At 62.4% G+C, this 18,102-nt stretch carries 15 protein-coding genes; 2 read left to right on the plus strand and 13 right to left on the minus strand.

The window, feature by feature from the left end:
* Positions 1-37 precede the first annotated feature (37 nt).
* From HY17_RS16905 to ccmE, 11 genes are all read right to left on the minus strand, one after another.
* Complete coding sequence (locus HY17_RS16905) at positions 38-577, minus strand: periplasmic heavy metal sensor (RefSeq protein ID WP_034768774.1); 540 nt, start codon at positions 575-577, stop codon at positions 38-40.
* Positions 574-1,047, minus strand: a complete 474-nt coding sequence (locus HY17_RS19700) for a hypothetical protein (protein WP_139068822.1) — start codon at positions 1,045-1,047, stop codon at positions 574-576. The genes HY17_RS16905 and HY17_RS19700 overlap by 4 nt, the downstream gene beginning before the upstream one ends.
* Positions 1,044-1,586 carry an RNA polymerase sigma factor gene (locus HY17_RS16915; RefSeq protein WP_034768775.1) on the minus strand — a complete coding sequence of 181 codons (543 nt, stop codon included), beginning with the start codon at positions 1,584-1,586 and terminating at the stop codon, positions 1,044-1,046. Before HY17_RS16915 ends, HY17_RS19700 begins: the two co-directional genes overlap by 4 nt.
* Before the next feature lie 104 nt (positions 1,587-1,690).
* Entirely contained in the window at positions 1,691-2,179 is a 489-nt protein-coding gene (locus tag HY17_RS16920; protein ID WP_051600248.1) for an EF-hand domain-containing protein, read from the minus strand.
* Positions 2,180-2,232: 53 nt separating this feature from the next.
* Positions 2,233-4,938 (minus strand): bifunctional [glutamine synthetase] adenylyltransferase/[glutamine synthetase]-adenylyl-L-tyrosine phosphorylase, encoded by a 2,706-nt coding sequence (locus tag HY17_RS16925; RefSeq protein WP_034768776.1) that lies wholly within the window; start codon positions 4,936-4,938, stop codon positions 2,233-2,235.
* Positions 4,939-4,940: 2 nt separating this feature from the next.
* Positions 4,941-6,341 carry a HAMP domain-containing sensor histidine kinase gene (locus HY17_RS16930; RefSeq protein WP_034768777.1) on the minus strand — a complete coding sequence of 467 codons (1,401 nt, stop codon included), beginning with the start codon at positions 6,339-6,341 and terminating at the stop codon, positions 4,941-4,943.
* Between the two features lie 32 nt (positions 6,342-6,373).
* Entirely contained in the window at positions 6,374-7,048 is a 675-nt protein-coding gene (locus tag HY17_RS16935; RefSeq protein ID WP_034768779.1) for a response regulator transcription factor, read from the minus strand.
* 38 nt (positions 7,049-7,086) lie between these two features.
* Positions 7,087-8,622, minus strand: a complete 1,536-nt coding sequence (locus tag HY17_RS16940) for a Do family serine endopeptidase (protein WP_034768780.1) — start codon at positions 8,620-8,622, stop codon at positions 7,087-7,089.
* A 652-nt stretch (positions 8,623-9,274) separates the two neighbouring features.
* Positions 9,275-9,673 (minus strand): cytochrome c-type biogenesis protein, encoded by a 399-nt coding sequence (locus tag HY17_RS16945; RefSeq protein WP_051600249.1) that lies wholly within the window; start codon positions 9,671-9,673, stop codon positions 9,275-9,277.
* A complete protein-coding gene (locus tag HY17_RS16950) occupies positions 9,670-11,550 on the minus strand; it encodes a heme lyase CcmF/NrfE family subunit (RefSeq protein WP_034768782.1) in 1,881 nt (626 codons plus the stop codon). The genes HY17_RS16945 and HY17_RS16950 overlap by 4 nt, the downstream gene beginning before the upstream one ends.
* A complete protein-coding gene (gene ccmE / locus HY17_RS16955) occupies positions 11,547-11,972 on the minus strand; it encodes a cytochrome c maturation protein CcmE (protein WP_034768784.1) in 426 nt (141 codons plus the stop codon). Before ccmE ends, HY17_RS16950 begins: the two co-directional genes overlap by 4 nt.
* Before the next feature lie 187 nt (positions 11,973-12,159).
* Between ccmE and HY17_RS16960 the strand changes: the two genes are divergently transcribed.
* A complete protein-coding gene (locus tag HY17_RS16960) occupies positions 12,160-14,232 on the plus strand; it encodes a [FeFe] hydrogenase, group A (RefSeq protein WP_034768786.1) in 2,073 nt (690 codons plus the stop codon).
* A 99-nt stretch (positions 14,233-14,331) separates the two neighbouring features.
* Positions 14,332-16,095: a formylglycine-generating enzyme family protein gene (locus HY17_RS19705; protein WP_051600250.1), complete on the plus strand. Its 1,764-nt coding sequence runs from the start codon at positions 14,332-14,334 to the stop codon at positions 16,093-16,095.
* Here the strand turns inward: HY17_RS19705 and HY17_RS16970 are convergent.
* Together HY17_RS16970 and HY17_RS16975 are read right to left on the minus strand one after the other, a co-directional pair.
* The gene (locus HY17_RS16970) at positions 16,047-16,664 is read right to left on the minus strand and encodes a hypothetical protein (protein ID WP_034768788.1); all 618 of its coding nucleotides are present in this window, start codon (positions 16,662-16,664) and stop codon (positions 16,047-16,049) included. The two genes, HY17_RS19705 and HY17_RS16970, sit on opposite strands and share 49 nt — an antisense overlap.
* The gene (locus HY17_RS16975; protein ID WP_034768790.1) at positions 16,661-18,088 is read right to left on the minus strand and encodes an ATP-binding protein; all 1,428 of its coding nucleotides are present in this window, start codon (positions 18,086-18,088) and stop codon (positions 16,661-16,663) included. Before HY17_RS16975 ends, HY17_RS16970 begins: the two co-directional genes overlap by 4 nt.
* Positions 18,089-18,102 lie beyond the last annotated feature (14 nt).

The raw sequence follows: 18,102 nt of genomic DNA on the forward strand, positions 1-18,102 counted from the left end.
CCACTGTGGAACGCCGGGCGCCGAAAGGAAACCCTGATTACGGCTCCATATCAGGCGGCGGGGGCGGAGGTGAAGGGCCATCCCCCGGACCACCGCGTTCGCCCGGTCCCGAACCACGCTTGGGATTATGACCGCCCGGTCCGCGTCTCAGGATCTGCGCCATATGCTGGCGCTCTTCTTCCGACATGGAGGCAAACAGGTTCACCATGGCTTCGTGTGTGGCCTCATTCACCGCATCGTCTGCCGATCTCAGTTTGCGGAAAGCCTCCCGCACCGCGTCGGCGTCATAGGGCTCGGCGATGACTGCTTCAGCCAGCTGCCGGCGCGATTCGACCCGCGCCGTGCGCTCTTCCGCAGACGCTTTGAAAGCTTCCTTGAACACCCGCCGCATGGCCTGACGGCTGCCATCGTCGCGGTCACCCCAGGAGATACGCTCCCGCGGCGGCCTATCCGGTGTGCCCTTCGGGCCTGCCTGCATCAGGAGCCCAGACAGAAGGCCCACAAGAATCATGTTCGCCATCAGCGAACCAATCAGCCACAGGGGCCACCGCCGGGGCGTATCAGACGTGTCGCTCATTCTGCCGCCTCACTCATCAATTCATAATCGCCAAATCCGAGGGCCGCATACATCACAACGTCGGTCTCATCCGTCGTCTCGGCGCTGGCCACCGATGCGGGCAGCGAAACATTCACACCAATCACAAGCCCCATGACCAGAGAGGCCACGGCCCCCGCTGGCAGCCATCCCGGCAGGAACCGCCATAGGCCGAACTTCGCCCCGGCATCCCGCTTCGGTTTCGGCGCGCCCGCCAACAGACTGTTGCGCAACGATGCGGACACTTCGGCCGCCGGAACGAGGTCGAGGAACTGGTCCAGGCGGCGGGCATCATCCAGAGCTTTCGCAAACAGTCCGGGCGCCTCCGCCATGCGGCGCGCAGCAATCTCCCGCATCGCCTCGGGAAAGGCAGCAGGATCGGCACCGTAAGCCTCGATCAGTTCGAGGACCCGTTCGTCAGACAAGGTCGATGTCATCCTTTGGTCCTTCATGCCACACTCCGTTCGGCCAGTGTCGCCCTCAAGCTGCGCCGGGCGCGCGCGAGAAGGCTTTCCAGCGCTTCTTCACTTGTTTCCATGATTTCCGCCGCCTCCACCTGAGAGTGTCCTTGCAGGGCGCAGAGCGTCAAGGCAGCTGCCTGGCGCTCCGGAAGGTTGGCGATTGCTGTTTCGATCGCCTTCACCCGTTCGGTCTGCAACAGCCGTTCAGGTGGGGTCAGCTCCGGGTCCGTCATCTCCGGCAGTTCGCCGGGCAGGGATTCGCGGCGCTTGCGCAGGATGTCGTAACAGAGGTTCAGCGCCACGCGGTGCAGCCAGGTCGAGAACCTGGCTCGCGGTTCCCAGGTGGGCAGCGCTTTCCATGCGCGAAGGAAGGTCTCCTGAGTCACGTCTTCTGCTTCCATCCGGTCGCCCAGCATCCGTGTTGCCAGGCCGAGAACTCCCGGTGAGTACCGGTCGACCAGCCACGAGACGGCTGACGGATCGCCCGCCGCCGCCCGTGTGATCTGGTCGAGATCCGATACAAAAGCCACGGAACCGAGCTTACTCCGTTGAAGGCGGGATGCACGCACTCAATACGGTGGTGTCACATACTGAATGCGTGCCGTGCCGCCCAACCGGGCCTGAGCCCGATCTCTTATTCGTCTTCCGGCGGAGGCGGTGGTGGCATGTCGCCCCGCATGCCGCGGAAGCCGGCCTTGCGATCCGGGATTTCGTCGATCGCGATCACGCCATCGCCATCCTTGTCGAACCGGTCGAACATGCGGTTAGGCTTGGAGGTGAATTCTTCAGCACTGATCGCACCGTCACCGTCGGTGTCCATACGCTTGAACATCTCGGCCTGACGCTGCGTCCTCTTCTGGGCCATCATGGCTTCGTGGTGCGCAGTCATCTCGGCTTCGCTGACCTTGCCATCCTGATCGATATCAATGGCAGAGAACATCATGGCACGGTGGGCATCGACTTCGGCTTTGGTGATGTTGCCATCACCGTCCGTGTCCATCGCCTCCATGCGATCCTTCATCATGCCCGGTCCTTGACCGCCGCCGCGTGGGCCAGCGAGTGCCGGCAGAGCGATTGTGGCCACCGCGGCCAGGGATGCTGTCGCGAGAAAGATACGTTTCATAAGGGGGTAGCTCCTCTCTTTCGCGGCCGCCGCTGTGTCCGGGCGACCAGTGATTATGAAACGGGAGAAGGCCCGCTTTCCGTCGCGTCGAGGTGCAGTTTTTCCACAGCCAGCTGGTGAAGCCTTGATTTTGTGGAAGATAATTCAGTCTCCAGATCACGGAATGTGCCGGCTTCGACGGCCCTGCAGAGCCTGTCCCGCAGGCCTGCCGGCATGACATCGGAGCGCGTTTCGGTGCCAATGGCCACGCGTTGGACCTGTTGGAGTGCCTGGAGAAGGCGCAGGCCTTCCGTCAGCAGAAGGCGTTCCTCGATGTTGAAGCTGGAGCGTTCAATGGCGTCCTGCGTGGACGCACAGATCGCTTCGCCCCGTCCACCGAGCAGCATGTCCTGCTGCACGACGAACTCCACATCGATCAGTCCGCCCTCGGCGGTTTTGAGGTCCCACAGTCCCTTGCCCGGCTTTTCCCGGTAGAGGCGTTGACGCATGTCGGTAATGTCAGCCGGGATAGCTTCCGCATTTGTCTTCGCACGTTCCGTGATCGCATCGAAGGCAATATCCATGACGGTCTGCCCGAGCGCCTCATCTCCCGCGACCGGGCGCAACCGGGTCAGCGCCATATGCTCCCAGGTCCAGGCATCCTTGTGCTGATAGGATGTGAAGGCTGGCAGGCTGACCGCAACAGGGCCTGCGCGGCCGGATGGGCGCAGGCGCATATCCACTTCGTAAAGGGCGCCTTCCGCGGTGGGCGCCGTCAGCGCAGTGATCAGGCGCTGGGTGAAGCGCGTGTACCAGGTCTGCGCTTCCAGCGGGTCGGCATCATAGATGACGAGGATGTCTAGATCGGACCCGGCGGTCAGTTCCTTGCCGCCCAGCTTGCCCATGGCGAACACGCCCCAAGAACCGTGTTGCGGCCCGTTGCGGCGCTCGGTTTCCCATTTCGCCGCGGCGGCCATTTCCCGGATTGTGTCGTCGGCAAGCGCTGTCCAGTATTCCGCCGCATCCTTCGCCGGGATAAGCCCGTGCAGCAGGCGGTGGCCAGTCAGGAAGTGCTGGTCGCGGTGATAGCGGCGCCAGGCATCCAGCGCGCTGTCGAAGCTCGTATCAGGTCCGATCTCAGGCCGCACCGGCGCTTGCCCGCTGACGAGCGATTCCAGCAAGTCCGGACGGCGGGACAGGATTTCCGCGAGGCGGGGCGCCAGCGCCAGCGTCGCGACCAGATCGTCCAGCAGGTCCGGTTCTGCCAGCAGCATGGCCAGCGTCTGCACACCGGACGACATGCCGCCGAAGAAACGGGAGAACCAGCGGAACGCCTCGTCAGCCTCACCCGTCTTGCCCATGTCTTCCAGGAGGCGCGGCAGGATCGCCGTCAGTAATTCGCGCCCGCGCGCCGTACGCGTGGCGGGCACACGGCCCCGGTGCCAGCTGCGGATCGTCTCGATCGCCGCACTCGGATCACTGAAGCCGAGACCTCGGAGGGTTTCGACCGTGCCCGGATCGTCATCGACCCCCGTGAACACGAAATTGCCGGACCGGGTTTCCCCAGCCGCCCTGTCTTCGGCAGCAAACAGGGCGTCATAGGCCGACTGGACGATCCGGCGTGTTTCGAGAACGTCCCGGTCAAATTCCTCCAGATTTCCATAGCCACTGAGGAAGGCGACCACTTCCCGCGCTTCCGGGTCCTTCGGCAGCGTGTGGGTCTGTTCATCATTCCGCATCTGGATGCGGTGCTCGACATTGCGCAGCTGGCGATAGGCTTCGGTCAGGTCGCGTGCTGTCTCGTCCTCAACAACTCCGCCAGCGCGCAGGGCCTCCATCGCGCCAAGGGTCGTATTGTCCCTCAGTTCAGGACGCCGGCCGCCGAGGATCAGCTGCTGGGTCTGAACAAAAAATTCGATCTCGCGAATGCCGCCCGGCCCCAGCTTGATGTCAGGGTTCGGAATACTGAATTCCCGCGCCTTGGCCTTGGTGTTGATCATCCGTTTGATCGCCTGGATGTCACCAATGGCCCAGTAGTCGAGATTCCGGCGCCAGACATAAGGCTCCATCCCCTTCAGGAAGCGCTTGGCCGCCGCGATGTCTCCGGCGGCCGGGCGCGCCTTGATCCAGACCATCCGTTCCCAGTTCTGGCCGACGCTTTCATAATAGACTTCCGCCATGGCGGTGGACACGGCCAGCGGTGTCGAGGACGGGTCGGGTCTGAGGCGCAAATCGGTGCGGAAGACATAACCGTCTTCGGTTATATCATCGAACATGCGGACGATATCCCGGGCGACGCGCTGTGCCGCCTCGCCGGGCGAACGTTCCCCTCCGTCGAACAGGTCGGGGTCATAGAAGATGCAGAAGTCGATGTCGCTGGAGTAGTTGAGTTCGAACGCGCCCATCTTGCCAAGCGCAATGGCGAAGATGCCATCGCCGGAAAGGCCATGATGCGCGAGGGCGACTTTGAGAGCGGTATCGACGCACTCACAGGCGAGTTCTGTCAGCACCAGTGTGACGTCCATGACGTCCAGCGTGCCTGACAAGTCTTCCCCGGCCAGCGACAAATGCGTTGCCTGTTTGGCCCGGCGCAAAACACGCATCGCCTCTTCGATGGGCTTCTGGCCCAATTTCGGCAGTATACGTACGGTTTCGATGGCTTCGCGCCAGTCCCGGTCTTCCAGATCCCGGCCGACCAGCCGCCGCAGATATGGCGCCCGTTCGCAGGCAAGTGCCAGCGCTGCTTCAGGAGTTTCAGCAATCGGTCTGACGTTCAGCATGCTTATGCCCTGGGCAATCTCAATGTCGCTTTCAGCCCGGGCGATCCCTCCGGGCCGTTTCCGTCAGACAGGATCAATTCACCGCCATGCATTTCCGCAACTGACACAACGAGGGCAAGGCCGAGGCCGCTACCCGGCTGGGTGCGTGCCGAATCCATCCGTTGGAAGCGTTGGACCACCCGCTTGCGCGCGTCCGGCGGAACGCCCGGTCCGGTATCGATGACTGTGAGATCGACCGTGCCTTCCGGGCCGCGCGCCACGGTAAAACTGACATTTCCGCCCACGGGTGTGTACTTGATGGCATTGTCGAGCAGGTTCGACAGAGCCTGGCCGATCAGGTCCCGGTCGCCCAGAACCATCAGGTGTTTCGCGATCTGGCTGCGGAAGCTCTGTTCGGCCTCTTCACAGGCCGGCTCGAACAGTTCGGCCAGTTCTTCGGCGAGTTCGCTGACGTCCATCCGCACGCGCTCGCCTTCTGCACCCGCTTCGAGGCGGGCAAGGCGCAGGATGGCGTTGAAGGTGCCGAGCACCCGGTCGACTTCCTCAACCGTCTCTCCAAGCGTCGCTTCGGCGCTTTCCTTGGACATCGGCTCGGAGAGCGCGATCTCCAGCCGGTTGCGCAGACGCGAGAGCGGGGAGCGCAGATCATGAGCAATTGCGTTGCCGGTATTGCGGGTGGATTCGACCAGCTTCTCGATCTGGTCGAGCATCGCATTCATGCGCTGGCCCAGACGGTCGAACTCGTCGCCGGACCCTCGCACAGGCACGCGGCGGCCAAGCTCGCCGCCCATCACCATTTCTGCCGTCCGCGCGAGTTCATCTGCCCGCCGCGCCGCGCCGCGAGAGATCAACAGACCGCCCAGCAATGACAGGACAAGCCCGATGGGCGCGGCAATGAAGATGGCGTTCTGGATCCGACCCACAATCGCGGTTTGCTGCGCAGTATCAAACGCCACCAGCAAAGCCCCGCCATTGTCGCGCAGGCGCACGATGCGGCCTGCCACGGGACGGACGACTTCGGACCCGTCCGGCTCCGTCAGCGTGACTTCGAAGTACACGGTCTGGACATCAAGATCAGGATTATGCGCAGGCATGCGCTGGAAGTGTCCGGCGATACGGCGGCCCGAGGCATCTTCGAGATAGTAGAAAAAGGTCGATCCGTTGCGGGTCATCCGCTCGAACACCGACTCGCTGAGGCGTTCCATGCCGCCGGTGAAGTAGGCATTACCCAGCTGTTCGAATTCCAGATCCATCCGCCGGTCGGATTCCGCGCGAATGTAGTAAACCGTCGAATAATAGAGGTAGACCAGCAACGCCGCCGAAAATGCTGCGAACATGGCGCTGTAGAGCAGCGCCAGCTTGAATGTGGTCGTCCTAAGGAAGGTCGGCAGGGCGAATTTCATGGCTCGCTAGTGCCAGCGCCCTGCCAATCCGTCTAGCCCTGCAACCTGTATCCGGCCCCGCGGACCGTGTGCAGCAGCGGCTCGTCGAATTCCTTGTCGATCTTGGCGCGCAGGCGCGAGACGTGAACATCGATCACATTGGTCTGCGGATCGAAATTATAGTCCCACACTTTCTCCAGAAGCATGGTGCGCGTCACGACCTGGCCAGCATGGCGCATCAGGTATTCCAGAAGGCGGAACTCACGCGGCTGCAGGTCGATCTTCTGGCCAGCCCGCGTGACCTTGCGGGTCAGCAGGTTCATTTCCAGGTCGCCCGCCTTCAGCACGGTGACCGGCGGTTCCTGGCCCGGCGTGCGCCGGCCGAGCGCCTCAACGCGTGCAGCAAGTTCTGCCGGTGCGAACGGCTTGGCGAGGTAGTCCTCGGCGCCGGCCTTCAGGCCCTGTACCTTGTTCTGGACGTCGCCCAGCGCCGACAGGAAGAGCGCCGGTGTCGTGCCGCCCGCGTCACGGAATTCCTTCAGCAGGGTCAGGCCGTCTTTCTCTGGCAGCATGCGGTCGACCACCATGGCGTCGAATTCTTCCGACCGCGCCTTTGCCAGTCCACGCTCGCCATCGTCCGCTTTGTCCACCGAATGCCCAGCCTCAACGAGGACCTTCTCGATAAAGCTGGCCATTTCTGCGTCGTCTTCGATCACCAGCACTCGCATGGGATCCTCCTGAACTGTGTCTAGCATTTCCGCCTCACTTAGTCTTCGCTGATGTCGATGGTGCGGTAGGTCGTGATCTGGCCCACACGCACAGCGATCAGTACTTTGGTCCGGTCCGCCTTCTTGGCGGCATCGATGGCCTTCTTCAGAACCTCAACGCTCGAGACCGGCTCATTGTTGGCTTCCAGGATGACCATGCCGCGCTGCAGGCCGGCCTCTTCGATCGCTCCGCCACGCTCAACCTCTGAAATCACGAGACCGGCTTCGTCCTTGTCGAGGCCGAGACGCTGGCGCATCTCGTCGTCGAGCGGAATGAAGGTCACGCCGAGTGATTCCATGGTGGCTTCGTCGGCATTGTCGCCGGAGCCTTCGGACAGGGCCGAAGCCGGAATGCGCTGGGCGCTGAGATTGTCGCCCCGCTCGCCGACGACGACATTGATCGTCTGACGCTTGCCGCCACGCATGATGTCGAACTTGTTCGATGTGTTGGCGATCAGACGGCCGACAAGGCGGGTCGTCGAGGTCGCATCGCTGACCTTCTGGCCATTGACCGACAGGATGATGTCGCCACGCTGGAGGCCGCCTTTGGCCGCCGGGCTGTTTTCGGTCACGTCAGCGATGATGGAGCCATCATTGTTGTCCATGCCCTGGGCCTCAGCCATGTCTTCGGTGAGGTCCTGGATCTGGACACCCAGCCAGCCGCGGGAGACATGACCATCCTTGATGATGGCCTGGGTCACTTCCTGGGCCAGCTCGGCCGGGATCGCGAAACCGATACCGACCGAACCGCCGGTGGGCGACAGGATCTGCGTGTTCACACCGACGACATTGCCGTGCAGGTCGAAGGTCGGGCCGCCGGAGTTGCCGCGGTTGATCGCAGCATCAATCTGGAGAAAGTCCGTATACGGGCTGTCATTGCCGAGCTCCCGGCCATCGGCCGAAAGGATGCCTGCCGTCGCCGTACCGCTGAATCCGAACGGGTTGCCGAGGGCCACGACCCAGTCGCCCTTGCGGAGATTATGGGAGTTGCCGAAACGCACATAGGGGTATGTCCCCTTATCCTTCACCTTGATAACGGCGAGGTCTGTATCGGGATCAGTGCCGATGAGTTCGGCTTCCAGTTCAGCCCCGTCCTTCGTTACCACTTCAATCTGGACGGCGTTCTCGACCACGTGATTGTTGGTCACGATGTAGCCGTCCTGCGAAATGAAGAAGCCGGAGCCGAGCGAACGCGCTTCGCGGGTCTGCGGCTCCTCGCCTTGTTCTTCTTGCTGGCGGCGCTGCTCAAGGAAGTCGTCGAGCCCCGGCAGACCGCGGAACTGTTCGAAGAATTCCTGCATGTCGCCCATGTCGTTGACCTGGCGTTCGGATACCACGTTCACGCTGACGACGGCGGGTTCGACGCGTTCGATCAGGTCGGCAAAGCTCATCGGCGCGCCCGCAGGCGCCTGGATCGCGATCGGCTGAGCGCCGGCCTCTGGGCTGAGAATCTGAGGCGCGATCGACAAGGTCCCAACCGCTGCGGCTCCGAAAAGCGCTGCAACCAGTGCCTGCCGAGAAATGCCAAGTTTCATGATTTCTCTCTCCAACTCTCTGAAATATCGCCGTTTGTCCGGTCGGACGTTACATAATCATACGAGAACGAATGTGGTCATTAAAAGACAGTAAGTCGAATGGAATCAGGAGATCACGCCGGTGCCCAGGAACGGACCGACGCTCTGTCCGATCAGCTCATTTCCGGCAGGCGAGGAATGGAGAGGAATCCGATCGAGGCCCGGCCGCGCCTGGAAAACTCTTCTCAACCAGCCGCCGAATGATGGGGTCGACAAAATTCTGAAACTTCAAATCTTATCAGATTTAAACATACCGTTAGTATGACTAAATCGAAAAAGCCCTTGAAATACTACAGTTTGCGAGACATACTTGTTTTCACTATAGATCAGAAGGGGCTGATTTGTGCGCTTGATTAACCGCATGCCAGACAGGCTGTTGCGTCATCGCGCCTATGCCTCAAACCAGTTGCCGGCGCTGGAAGGGCCCAATCCCCGGGCCTACCGGTGTCAATCACCACTTCGTACGTCTTGCCTACTGCCAAGGTGGCTTGCGAAGTCCCATTCAGACGTCAAGCAATGTCCCCACCCAGCCTGACGGCTATTCCCACGGGGGTCGGCGCCGGCAAACCCTGCCCCTCACAATTTCGAGATCCTGTCTGAATGGCAGGCGGGGTCAGACGTCTTCCGATTCGATCTGGTCCACGACTGTCCGCTTCCGCCGTGCGGTGAGGAAGCCGATGAGTCCGCCGATGGCGAGCAGGAGAAACGGACCAAGCCAGAGCAGCATGCCGCTCAGATTGTTTCCCTTCGGGCGGAACAGCACGAACTCGCCATAGCGGCTTTCAAACCAGTCGCGCACTTCCTGGTCGGTAGACCCTTCGCCGACCATTTCGCGAATGCGGGTCCGCATATCCTCGGCGATCGGCGCAGCGGATTGGGAGACGGGTTCATTCTCGCACGCCACGCAGCGCAGCTCCCGCATCAGCGCCTGCGCGCGGGCCTCCTCCGCCGGATTATCCAGCGGAACATCGGCCGCCAGTGCGATCACGAGAGACAGGAACAACGCCTTCATCGCTTGACCTTCACCATGCTGAGACAGCCGCCGAGGCCAATCAGCAGTACGCCAAAGTATACGAAATCAATCAGCGGATTGAAGTAGACCCGGAAAACCCAGCGTGCCTGCCCGTCCACGACACGCTGCTCGCCAAGCGCCGCATAAAGATCGCCCGTGCCGGTCTTGAAGATCGCGGTCTCGGTCGTCGGCATGCGCGCGGCAGGATAGTAGCGCTTCATCGGCTGCAGCACGGTCGTCACACCGCCCTTCACGGCGGTCAGCACCGCCTTGTCCGCATACCAGTTCGGCCCCTCGATGGAGCGGACATCTTCCAGAGTCAGGGTCCAGCCAGCCGCCTCGCCCGATCCGCCTTCTGCCAGCGCAACCGTGGTTTCATACCGTTCGGTCGTTTCGATCACGGCGCCGATGATGAACAGGCCGATCCCCATATGGGCGAGGGTCATGCCCCAGACGCGCGGGGAAACGCGGAACACGCGCTTCAGCGTGACGGCACGGCGCCGCAGTTCCCACAAGGCACCGCCGATCAGCCAGACGCCAAGCGCCAGCCCAAATGCCGCGCCCAGTGAAATCTTCCAGATGCCAATACCCAGCGCGGCAAACACGGCGACCAGTGCGGCACCTGCGATGGCCCAGCGCGTCCACTGCTTCAGATCCGCCTTGCCCCACGCCCAGTTCTGGGCGACGGGCAGCAGGACGAGCAGGACCGCCAGGATGGGCACGAAAGTCAGCCGGAAATATGGTTCGCCTACGGACATGGTGCGTCCAGCGGCTTCGGCCATCAGCGGGAAAAGTGTGCCCAGCAATACGGTCAGCGCTGCCACGATAAGCACGATGTTATTGGCCATCAACGCGCCTTCGCGGCTAACAATCAGCCAGGGCTTGGCGCCTTTCAGGGAAGGCCCGCGCCAGACGAACAGGCCCAGGGCGAGCACGCCATAGACCATCAGTCCGAACAGAAGGATCGTTCCACGCTCCGGATCAACAGCAAAGGCATGAACGGAAGTCAGCACACCGGAGCGCACGAGGAAGGCGCCCATGATCGAGAACAGGAACGCCAGCACGGACAAAAGCGCCGTCCAGGCCGCAAAGTTTTCGCGCTTTTCCGTGACGATCACGGAGTGCAGCAAGGCCGCTCCGATCAGCCAGGGCATGAGGGACGCATTCTCCACCGGGTCCCAGAACCACCAGCCGCCCCAGCCAAGCTCGTAATAGGCCCAGTAGGATCCCAGCGCGATGCCCAAGGTCAGGGGCACAAAGGCGGCGAGCGACCAGCGCCGGGCTTCCTTCGCCCACACCCGGTCAATGCGCCCATCCATCATGCCGGCCGCAGCGAGCGCGAAAACGAAGGAGTACCCGACATAGCCGAGATACAGCATCGGCGGATGGAAGGAGAGTGCCGGGTCCTGCAGGAGCGGGTTCAGCCCCGCCCCCTGAAAGGGCGCCGGGTCGAGGCGCAGATAAGGTGAGGACGCAAACAGCAGGTAGCCCATCGCGCCGGCGGTCAGGAACCCCTGCACGCCGAGCGCATGGGCCTCGAAATTCACACGTCCCGTCTTCATCAGGGCAGCCGCCGCTGCGCCGAACGCAAAGGTCACCAGCGCCCAGAGCGCCATGGAGCCTTCATGGTTTCCCCATGTGCCGGCAATCTTGTAGAGCATCGGCTTCAGCGTGTGGGAGTTGTTCGCCACAAGCAGGAGCGAAAAGTCCGAAACGGCAAAGGCATGCACCAGCGTGAGGAACGAAAACGCCATCAGGCCAAAACCGGTCACGGCGGACATGCCTGCCCACCGGCGATCGCCCTTCAGGCCGAAGATCGTCTGCGCCAGCGCGGCGCCGAGCGCCAGGAAGGCCGCGAAATGCCCGGCTTCGATCATCCGCCGATTGCCTCGGGGCGCAGTTCGCGCGGCTGGTAGTTCTCGTCATGCTTCGCCAGGATCTGGCGGGCGGTGAATGTGCCGTCGGGACTGAACTGGCCGATAGCAACAACGCCCTGCCCTTCGCGGAACAGGTCCGGCGCAATACCGGTGAACGCGACCTTGATGTCGGCGTCGCTGTTGTCCATCACAGTGAACATCATGGTGGCGCCATCCGCCGAATAGGTCAGCGACCCCGGCTCGACCCAGCCGCCGACTTTCACCTCACGCCCCTCTTTTGGCAGGCCTTTCTCGGCCAGCGTTTGGGGTGTGTAGAAAAGGTTGGCATTCTGGCGCAGGGCCATGAAGGCAAGCCCCGCCGCAGCCAGCAGCAGGACGGCGGCGATGCCAAACGTGTAGAGTCGTCGAGTGCGTGCGCGCATGCCGGTCTTATAGAGCGACCCGCGCCAAATTGGGAGTGCGGCAGATGCATCCGGCGCGGGCGAGACCCTGACGCCCGTATGGGCAGGCTGGAAAGGCCTGAACCCAATAGAGACGTGGCTGTCTAATTGCGGGCTGTGCGTTTATACTGGGGATTATGACGCCTGCAGCATTTGAGACCTTTTTCGGATGATCGAACTGACGATCAATGGGCGGCTGGTCGAAATAGCCGAGGGTGCCACGCTGCTCGATGCTGCCAGCAAAGCAGGCATCCATATCCCCACGCTTTGCCATTATCCGGGCCTGCCGTCCCATTCGGTCTGCCGGATGTGCCTGGTCGAGGTTGAAGGCGAGACAAAGCCGCGGCCAGCCTGCACGACTCCGGCGAATCAAGGCGACGTCGTCGAAACGGATTCAGATGCACTTCGGGAATTCCGGCAGAGCAATGGAGAGTGGCTGTTAGCCCGCCACCCGAACGACTGCATGCGATGCGAGGTCAACGGGTCCTGCAAACTGCAGAGTCTTGTCGCTGAAAACCAGTGGGAGGAGCGCTGGGAGGAAATTCCCCCGGGATCTGCCGCACATCCTGAACATTCATCAGCTGACCACACGTCGCCCAGCATATGGCGGGACCTGTCCAAATGTATCGAGTGCGGCCTGTGTGCCGAAGCCTGCGGCGAGGCCGGCCAGCAGCAATACGTGATCGGGTTTGCCGAACGCGGAGACGAACGCCTACCCGTCACCGTCTTCGACGACCCATTGTCTGAAACCCAGTGCATTTCCTGCGGTCAATGCACGCTGGTCTGTCCGGTCGGCGCCCTGATAGAGGCGCCGCATTGGCACGACGTTCTGCATACGCTCGACGCGCGCAAACGCACCTCTGTCGTCCAGGTTGCGCCAGCCACACGTATCGCGATCAGCGAAGAGTTCGGCATGGCGCCCGGGACTGTCAGCACCGGCAGGCTGATCAATGCGCTGAGGCAGCTCGGGTTCGATTATGTCTTCGATACGAATTTTACAGCTGACCTGACCATCATGGAGGAAGGGACGGAGCTGCTGACCCGTCTGGAAACACAGACGGACCTTCCACTGTTCACATCCTGCTGTCCGGGGTGGGTGAACTGGCTTGAGCTCAACCGGCCCGATCTCCTTCAGCATCTCAGCACGACGAAATCCCCCCAGCAGATGCATGGCGCCATCGCAAAGCGGGGCCATTTCGCGCGATCCCTCGGACCGGAATTCGCCGAGGGAAAAACGGAGCCCTATGTTGTCAGCGTTATGCCGTGTACGGCTAAAAAAGACGAGGCCTTGCGGCCGGGTATGTCCGGTGACGTGGATCATGTGTTGACCACGCGGGAACTCGCCCGGATGATCCGGTCCCGGGGCATTGCATTTGGCGCCCTTTCCGAAGACGGCAGTTTCGACAGCCCGCTCGGCCAGAGCACAGGCGCAGCGCAGATCTTCGGCGCCTCTGGCGGTGTGATGGAAGCGATGGTTCGTACCGCAGCCCACCTCACAGGGCAGGAAGACCAGGTTCCGCTGGAGTGGCAGCAATTGCGTGACGTGCGCGAAGCCGTAAAGACGGCGACCATTCCCGGCATCGGAACCGTAGCGGTCTGCAATGGCATTGCCGCGGCTCAGCGCATGCTGGAGACAGACGCATGGCGCACGGCATATGTGGCCATCGAGGTCATGGCCTGTTCGGGCGGATGTCTGGGCGGCGGCGGCGAGCCGAAATCCATGGACCCTGATGTCCTGAAAAAACGCAGCAAAGCGATCTACGACATCGATGTCAAAGCCCCGCGCAGGCGCTCCTATGAGAACCCTGACGTCCGGAAACTGTACGATACGGAACTTGGGGAGCCGAACTCGATAGCCGCGCACGCCCTGCTGCACACCACCCACACGGCAAGGCGCTCAGACCGATCGCTGCTGGCGCGGTTTCTCGATTGCGTGGACCGGCGCGATGCCGAGGCCGCCGCAAGCCTGTTCCATCCGGACGGCGTCTGGTCCACCGCCTCACCCTTCGGCGATATCCGGGGCGCAGACAACATAGCGGCGCTCATCCGCAGCGGCCTGCCACCCAGGAAATTCGGCCCTCATTTTGTGCGGCATCATCTGGAGCCGCCTGCCGTGCCAGATGATCTCGTCGTCGTTACGCCTGATGGCCAGCGATGCCGGTTCAGCATGGAAACATGTTCGATAGATGCGGATGGACGATCCCGGGTCGGGATCAGAACCCTCGAACGCCACATCCTCTAAAACAGGCCGGCGTCAACGTTCCGAACCACGCCATCACAGCTCGCGTGGCACGCGAATTGCTACTGGTTTCCCTTTCCGCTTCGGCCTGGGAGACCCGTATTGCGCCAGCTTAGAATCTTTGGCGATCTCACCGTCCAGGTGGGGATCATCCTGATCAGTGTGGCGGCCCTGTTGTCCCTGATGCGCGATGGGTTTCACATCTTCGTCCACGAAAGCTTCGCCTGGCTGATCGGTGTGACACAGGCTTTTTTCGGGACGCTGTTTGAACAGCCGACTGCGGCGAAAATAGTCGACCTGGCCGGAGCCGCCCTCCGGCGCGTTTTCGCTGTTGTGGGTGTAGAGGCAAATTTCTCGCCCGATCCCCATTGGGTTTACATCTTCATCCTGCTCGCCGTCGCGTTGGGCGGATACGCCCACACGCTCAGGAACTTCAAAACCCAGCCTGCCTTCAGCGCGTTCCGCTATGGCAATGCCGTCATTTGCGCATTTGTCGGCGGCATGCTTGCAGGATCTGCCCCCCTCGCTCATCCGGGCATGTTTGCCTGGCCCATTGCGGCGCTTCTCGCATTCATCGGGCTGAACGCAATCTGGCGGGCATCGTTCGATGGCAAACCGGGCCAGCGGCGGATGGCGGCCCGCGCTGCTCTCCTGTCCCTCTCCGCAGCCGTCCTGACCGCCCGGATCGCCTTCGACCTGGAGCCGGAAGGTGGCGTGGTCCACCCGCACTCAAGTCCGGGACTGATCCTGCTCGCATTGATCACGGCCGGGTTCGGCGGCTGGTTCATGCGGTTTGGTCTGGGGGCAACACGCACCGACGAAACGGGACAGCGTCTCGGAACGCAGGTTCTCGCCGTCTTCGGTGTGGCCGCCATGGTGATTGTCGCAAGTCAGGCGACATTCTGGATGGGGCGCGCCTCGGGCGGCACCAATGTCCCGTCCGCAGGATCGGTGTTCCAGGATTGTGCAGACTGTCCAGACATGGTGGCGATCCAGGCTGGGCGGTTCCTGATGGGAACGACCGTTGAGGAAGCCGAGCTGCTGAAATCCGCTGAGCTCTGGAAACCGGCGCGCCACACTCAGGAAATGCCATCCGATGAACGGGAAACCACTAGCTTTGCATTGGCCCGTACCGAAGTCACCGTCGCTCAGTTCAAGGCATTCATGGACGCGACAGGTTACAAACCGGCAGGCTGGTGCTGGGGGCTACGCGACGGCGGTCTCGATTTCTACGCAGATGTAACCTGGGACGCCCCCGGCTTTGCTCAGGAACCCGACCATCCGGTTGTTTGTGTGAACTGGCTCGACGCGCAGGCCTATGTGCGCTGGCTCAGCCTTCGGACGGGGGAAACCTATCGGCTGCCAACCGAAGCGGAATGGGAATATGCCGCGCGGGCTGGCTCACGGTCGGTCCATGCTATCAACGAAAATACGCAGGCGGACTGTATGCTGAGAAACGCTGCAGATGTATCGGCCAAGCAGAACTTTCCGGATTGGAACACATTCAATTGTGACGACGGCGCAGCCTTTACGGCGCCGGTGGGGTCCTATGCTCCAAATGGCTTTGGCCTATTCGACATGACGGGCAATGTCTGGGAATGGGTGGAGGATTGCTACGGCCCCCTACAGGCCGCAGACATGGATGGCGACGCGCAGCAGCCTGACTGTTCAAATCGTGTGATACGCGGTGGCTCCTGGAACTACGGCCCGGGCGAAGTGCGAGAGGCAACCCGAGATATTCACGCACCATCCACGCGAGGCAGCGGCCTGGGATTTCGGGTCGCCCGGGAGCTGGCCCTGCCTACCCCTGAAATTGCCTATTCCGAAGGTGCCGGTCCCGGTCCGGGCGCAGCCTCTTCCCCCTGACCGATGGCTTCGATCATGCCGCGGAAACGGTCCCGGCGAGGATCGCCTTCGGGAAGATTATTGTAGATATACCGCATGGCCTGTTCGGCCTTGTCCTGGTCGCCTGCCTGCGCGGCCCCCATTGCGGCCCACATTCCGGCGCGCACCTGCGTCTCGTCCAGTTCGTAAGCCCGGCCATACAGCCTCGTGGCCTGCGGGCTGACCCCGCCACCTGACAACGCCACCAGCGTATCGGCCAGCGCCACAAGCGCCGGAACGAAATTCTCGTCACGCCGCAAGGCCGACTGGTAAGCGCGCGCTGCGTCCTCCGGGCGGCCCTCTGCGCGCAGCATCTCGCCAATAAAGAAATGCGGCTGCGGGTCGTTCGGGCGCTGCTGCGTCGCGAGTTCCAGGCGCGACAGGGTTTCCGCAGGCGTCAGTGTTTCCGGCGCCGTGGCGATCTTCTGGGCGAGGCCTTCCTGCCGCTTGGCCATCGGTTCGTCGGGCATGCCCGGCTTGCCCACCACCAGATAGCCTGCCACGGCCACAGCGAGGCAGAGACCGGCGACAGCAATATTCAGGCGGTTCATCGTTTCGGAAACCTCAGGCGTGCGCGCAGGCCCCCGGCCGGGGCCTCATCCAGTTCAAGCACGCCCTTATGCAGCTCTGCCAGCTCTGTGACAATCGACAGACCCAGTCCGGTGCCGGGGGTTGTTTCATCAAGTCGCACCCCGCGCTTGAGCGCGCCTTCGCGTTCTTCTGCGGTCAGGCCCGGACCGTCATCATCGACTTCGATCCGTAATTCGGTGGCATCGTCGAGCACGCTGACCCGCACATCGGCCTTCGCCCATTTGCAGGCATTTTCCATGAGATTGCCCACCATCTCCTCAAGGTCCTGCCGCTCCCCGCGGAAGACGGCTGCCTCGCCACCGAAGACGGTCACATCAATGCCTTTGGCGTCATAAAGCCGGTTCATCAGCCGGGCGATACCATCCAGAACCGGGCGCACTTCCGTGCGCGCGCCCAGCGCTTCAGCCCGCGCAGCCATGCGGGCACGCTTCAGATAGTGCTCCACATTGGTCTGCATCGAATCGACCTGGCGGCGCACGACATCGTCCAGCTGAGTCTTGCCTGTCGCCTCGTTGCGCAGGACCGCAATTGGTGTCTTCAAAGCGTGGGCAAGATTCCCGACATGCGTGCGCGCCCGCTCGACAACCTGCCGGTTGTGGTCGACCAGCTTGTTCAATTCTTCCGTCAGCGGCTGCACTTCGGACGGGTAATCGTCGGGCAGTTTCAGCCGCGTGCCTTCCCGGATCTCGGCAATGTCATGGCCGAGCTTCACCAGCGGCCGCAGTGAATAGCGGATTCCGGCAACCATCGCGGCGAACACGCTGCCAAACAGGACCACCATTGTGCCGATCAGCAAATTGCGAAACCGGGTCGCCGCGGCGTCGTTCTGTGCCCTGTCTGCGGCAGCGACCAGCACAAGCGGCGTCGCGCGGTTCTCCACAATTATAGCCTTGGCTGCTGCGAAGATACGCTGGCCGGCGGGCCCCGGCCCAATCCCGAACTGCGTCGTGCCCGGCGTGGCGAGCGCCCGCTTCAACAGGCGCGGCGACACCGGCACGGGCTCGTCCCACAGGCTGCGAGAGCGAAGGTCACCAACCGCCTCGCCGTCTTCGTTCACCGCAACAATCGCCCAGTAGCGGCCGGAATACTGGGTCTGGTAGCGGGAATCTGTCGACAGGAAGACGTGGTTGTCGTCGGTCACCCGGCCATCCGGCAGGAACGCCCCCTCGCGTGTCATGTCGCGCGTCAGAGTGATCAGGGTCTGATCCAGATCGTCGGACAGAAGGGACAGCGTTTGTGCCCGGTAAAGCGCCGACAGGGCCAGCGCCCCGCCGATCAGCACGATCAGGCCCCAGACAGCGGCCGCCAGAATGATCCGCCGGGCCAGCGACAGGCGCGTCCAGCGGTCAAGGAATGTATCAGGTCTGGTGTCGGCGTCGCTCATACCCGGCAATCAGC

Origin of the sequence: Hyphomonas sp. CY54-11-8, from assembly GCF_000682735.1 — a bacterium.
In the GTDB taxonomy this organism is placed as follows: domain Bacteria; phylum Pseudomonadota; class Alphaproteobacteria; order Caulobacterales; family Hyphomonadaceae; genus Hyphomonas.

What these genes read in the sequence shown, in the direction of transcription:
- HY17_RS16905 (WP_034768774.1), bottom strand. Translation starts at nt 577, where the DNA reads ATGAGCGACACGTCTGATACGCCCCGGCGGTGGCCCCTGTGGCTGATT.
- HY17_RS19700 (WP_139068822.1), bottom strand. Translation starts at nt 1,047, where the DNA reads ATGAAGGACCAAAGGATGACATCGACCTTGTCTGACGAACGGGTCCTC.
- HY17_RS16920 (WP_051600248.1), bottom strand. Translation starts at nt 2,179, where the DNA reads ATGAAACGTATCTTTCTCGCGACAGCATCCCTGGCCGCGGTGGCCACA.
- HY17_RS16925 (WP_034768776.1), bottom strand. Translation starts at nt 4,938, where the DNA reads ATGCTGAACGTCAGACCGATTGCTGAAACTCCTGAAGCAGCGCTGGCA.
- HY17_RS16930 (WP_034768777.1), bottom strand. Translation starts at nt 6,341, where the DNA reads ATGAAATTCGCCCTGCCGACCTTCCTTAGGACGACCACATTCAAGCTG.
- HY17_RS16935 (WP_034768779.1), bottom strand. Translation starts at nt 7,048, where the DNA reads ATGCGAGTGCTGGTGATCGAAGACGACGCAGAAATGGCCAGCTTTATC.
- HY17_RS16940 (WP_034768780.1), bottom strand. Translation starts at nt 8,622, where the DNA reads ATGAAACTTGGCATTTCTCGGCAGGCACTGGTTGCAGCGCTTTTCGGA.
- HY17_RS16945 (WP_051600249.1), bottom strand. Translation starts at nt 9,673, where the DNA reads ATGAAGGCGTTGTTCCTGTCTCTCGTGATCGCACTGGCGGCCGATGTT.
- HY17_RS16950 (WP_034768782.1), bottom strand. Translation starts at nt 11,550, where the DNA reads ATGATCGAAGCCGGGCATTTCGCGGCCTTCCTGGCGCTCGGCGCCGCG.
- ccmE (WP_034768784.1), bottom strand. Translation starts at nt 11,972, where the DNA reads ATGCGCGCACGCACTCGACGACTCTACACGTTTGGCATCGCCGCCGTC.
- HY17_RS16960 (WP_034768786.1), top strand. Translation starts at nt 12,160, where the DNA reads ATGATCGAACTGACGATCAATGGGCGGCTGGTCGAAATAGCCGAGGGT.
- HY17_RS16970 (WP_034768788.1), bottom strand. Translation starts at nt 16,664, where the DNA reads ATGAACCGCCTGAATATTGCTGTCGCCGGTCTCTGCCTCGCTGTGGCC.
- HY17_RS16975 (WP_034768790.1), bottom strand. Translation starts at nt 18,088, where the DNA reads ATGAGCGACGCCGACACCAGACCTGATACATTCCTTGACCGCTGGACG.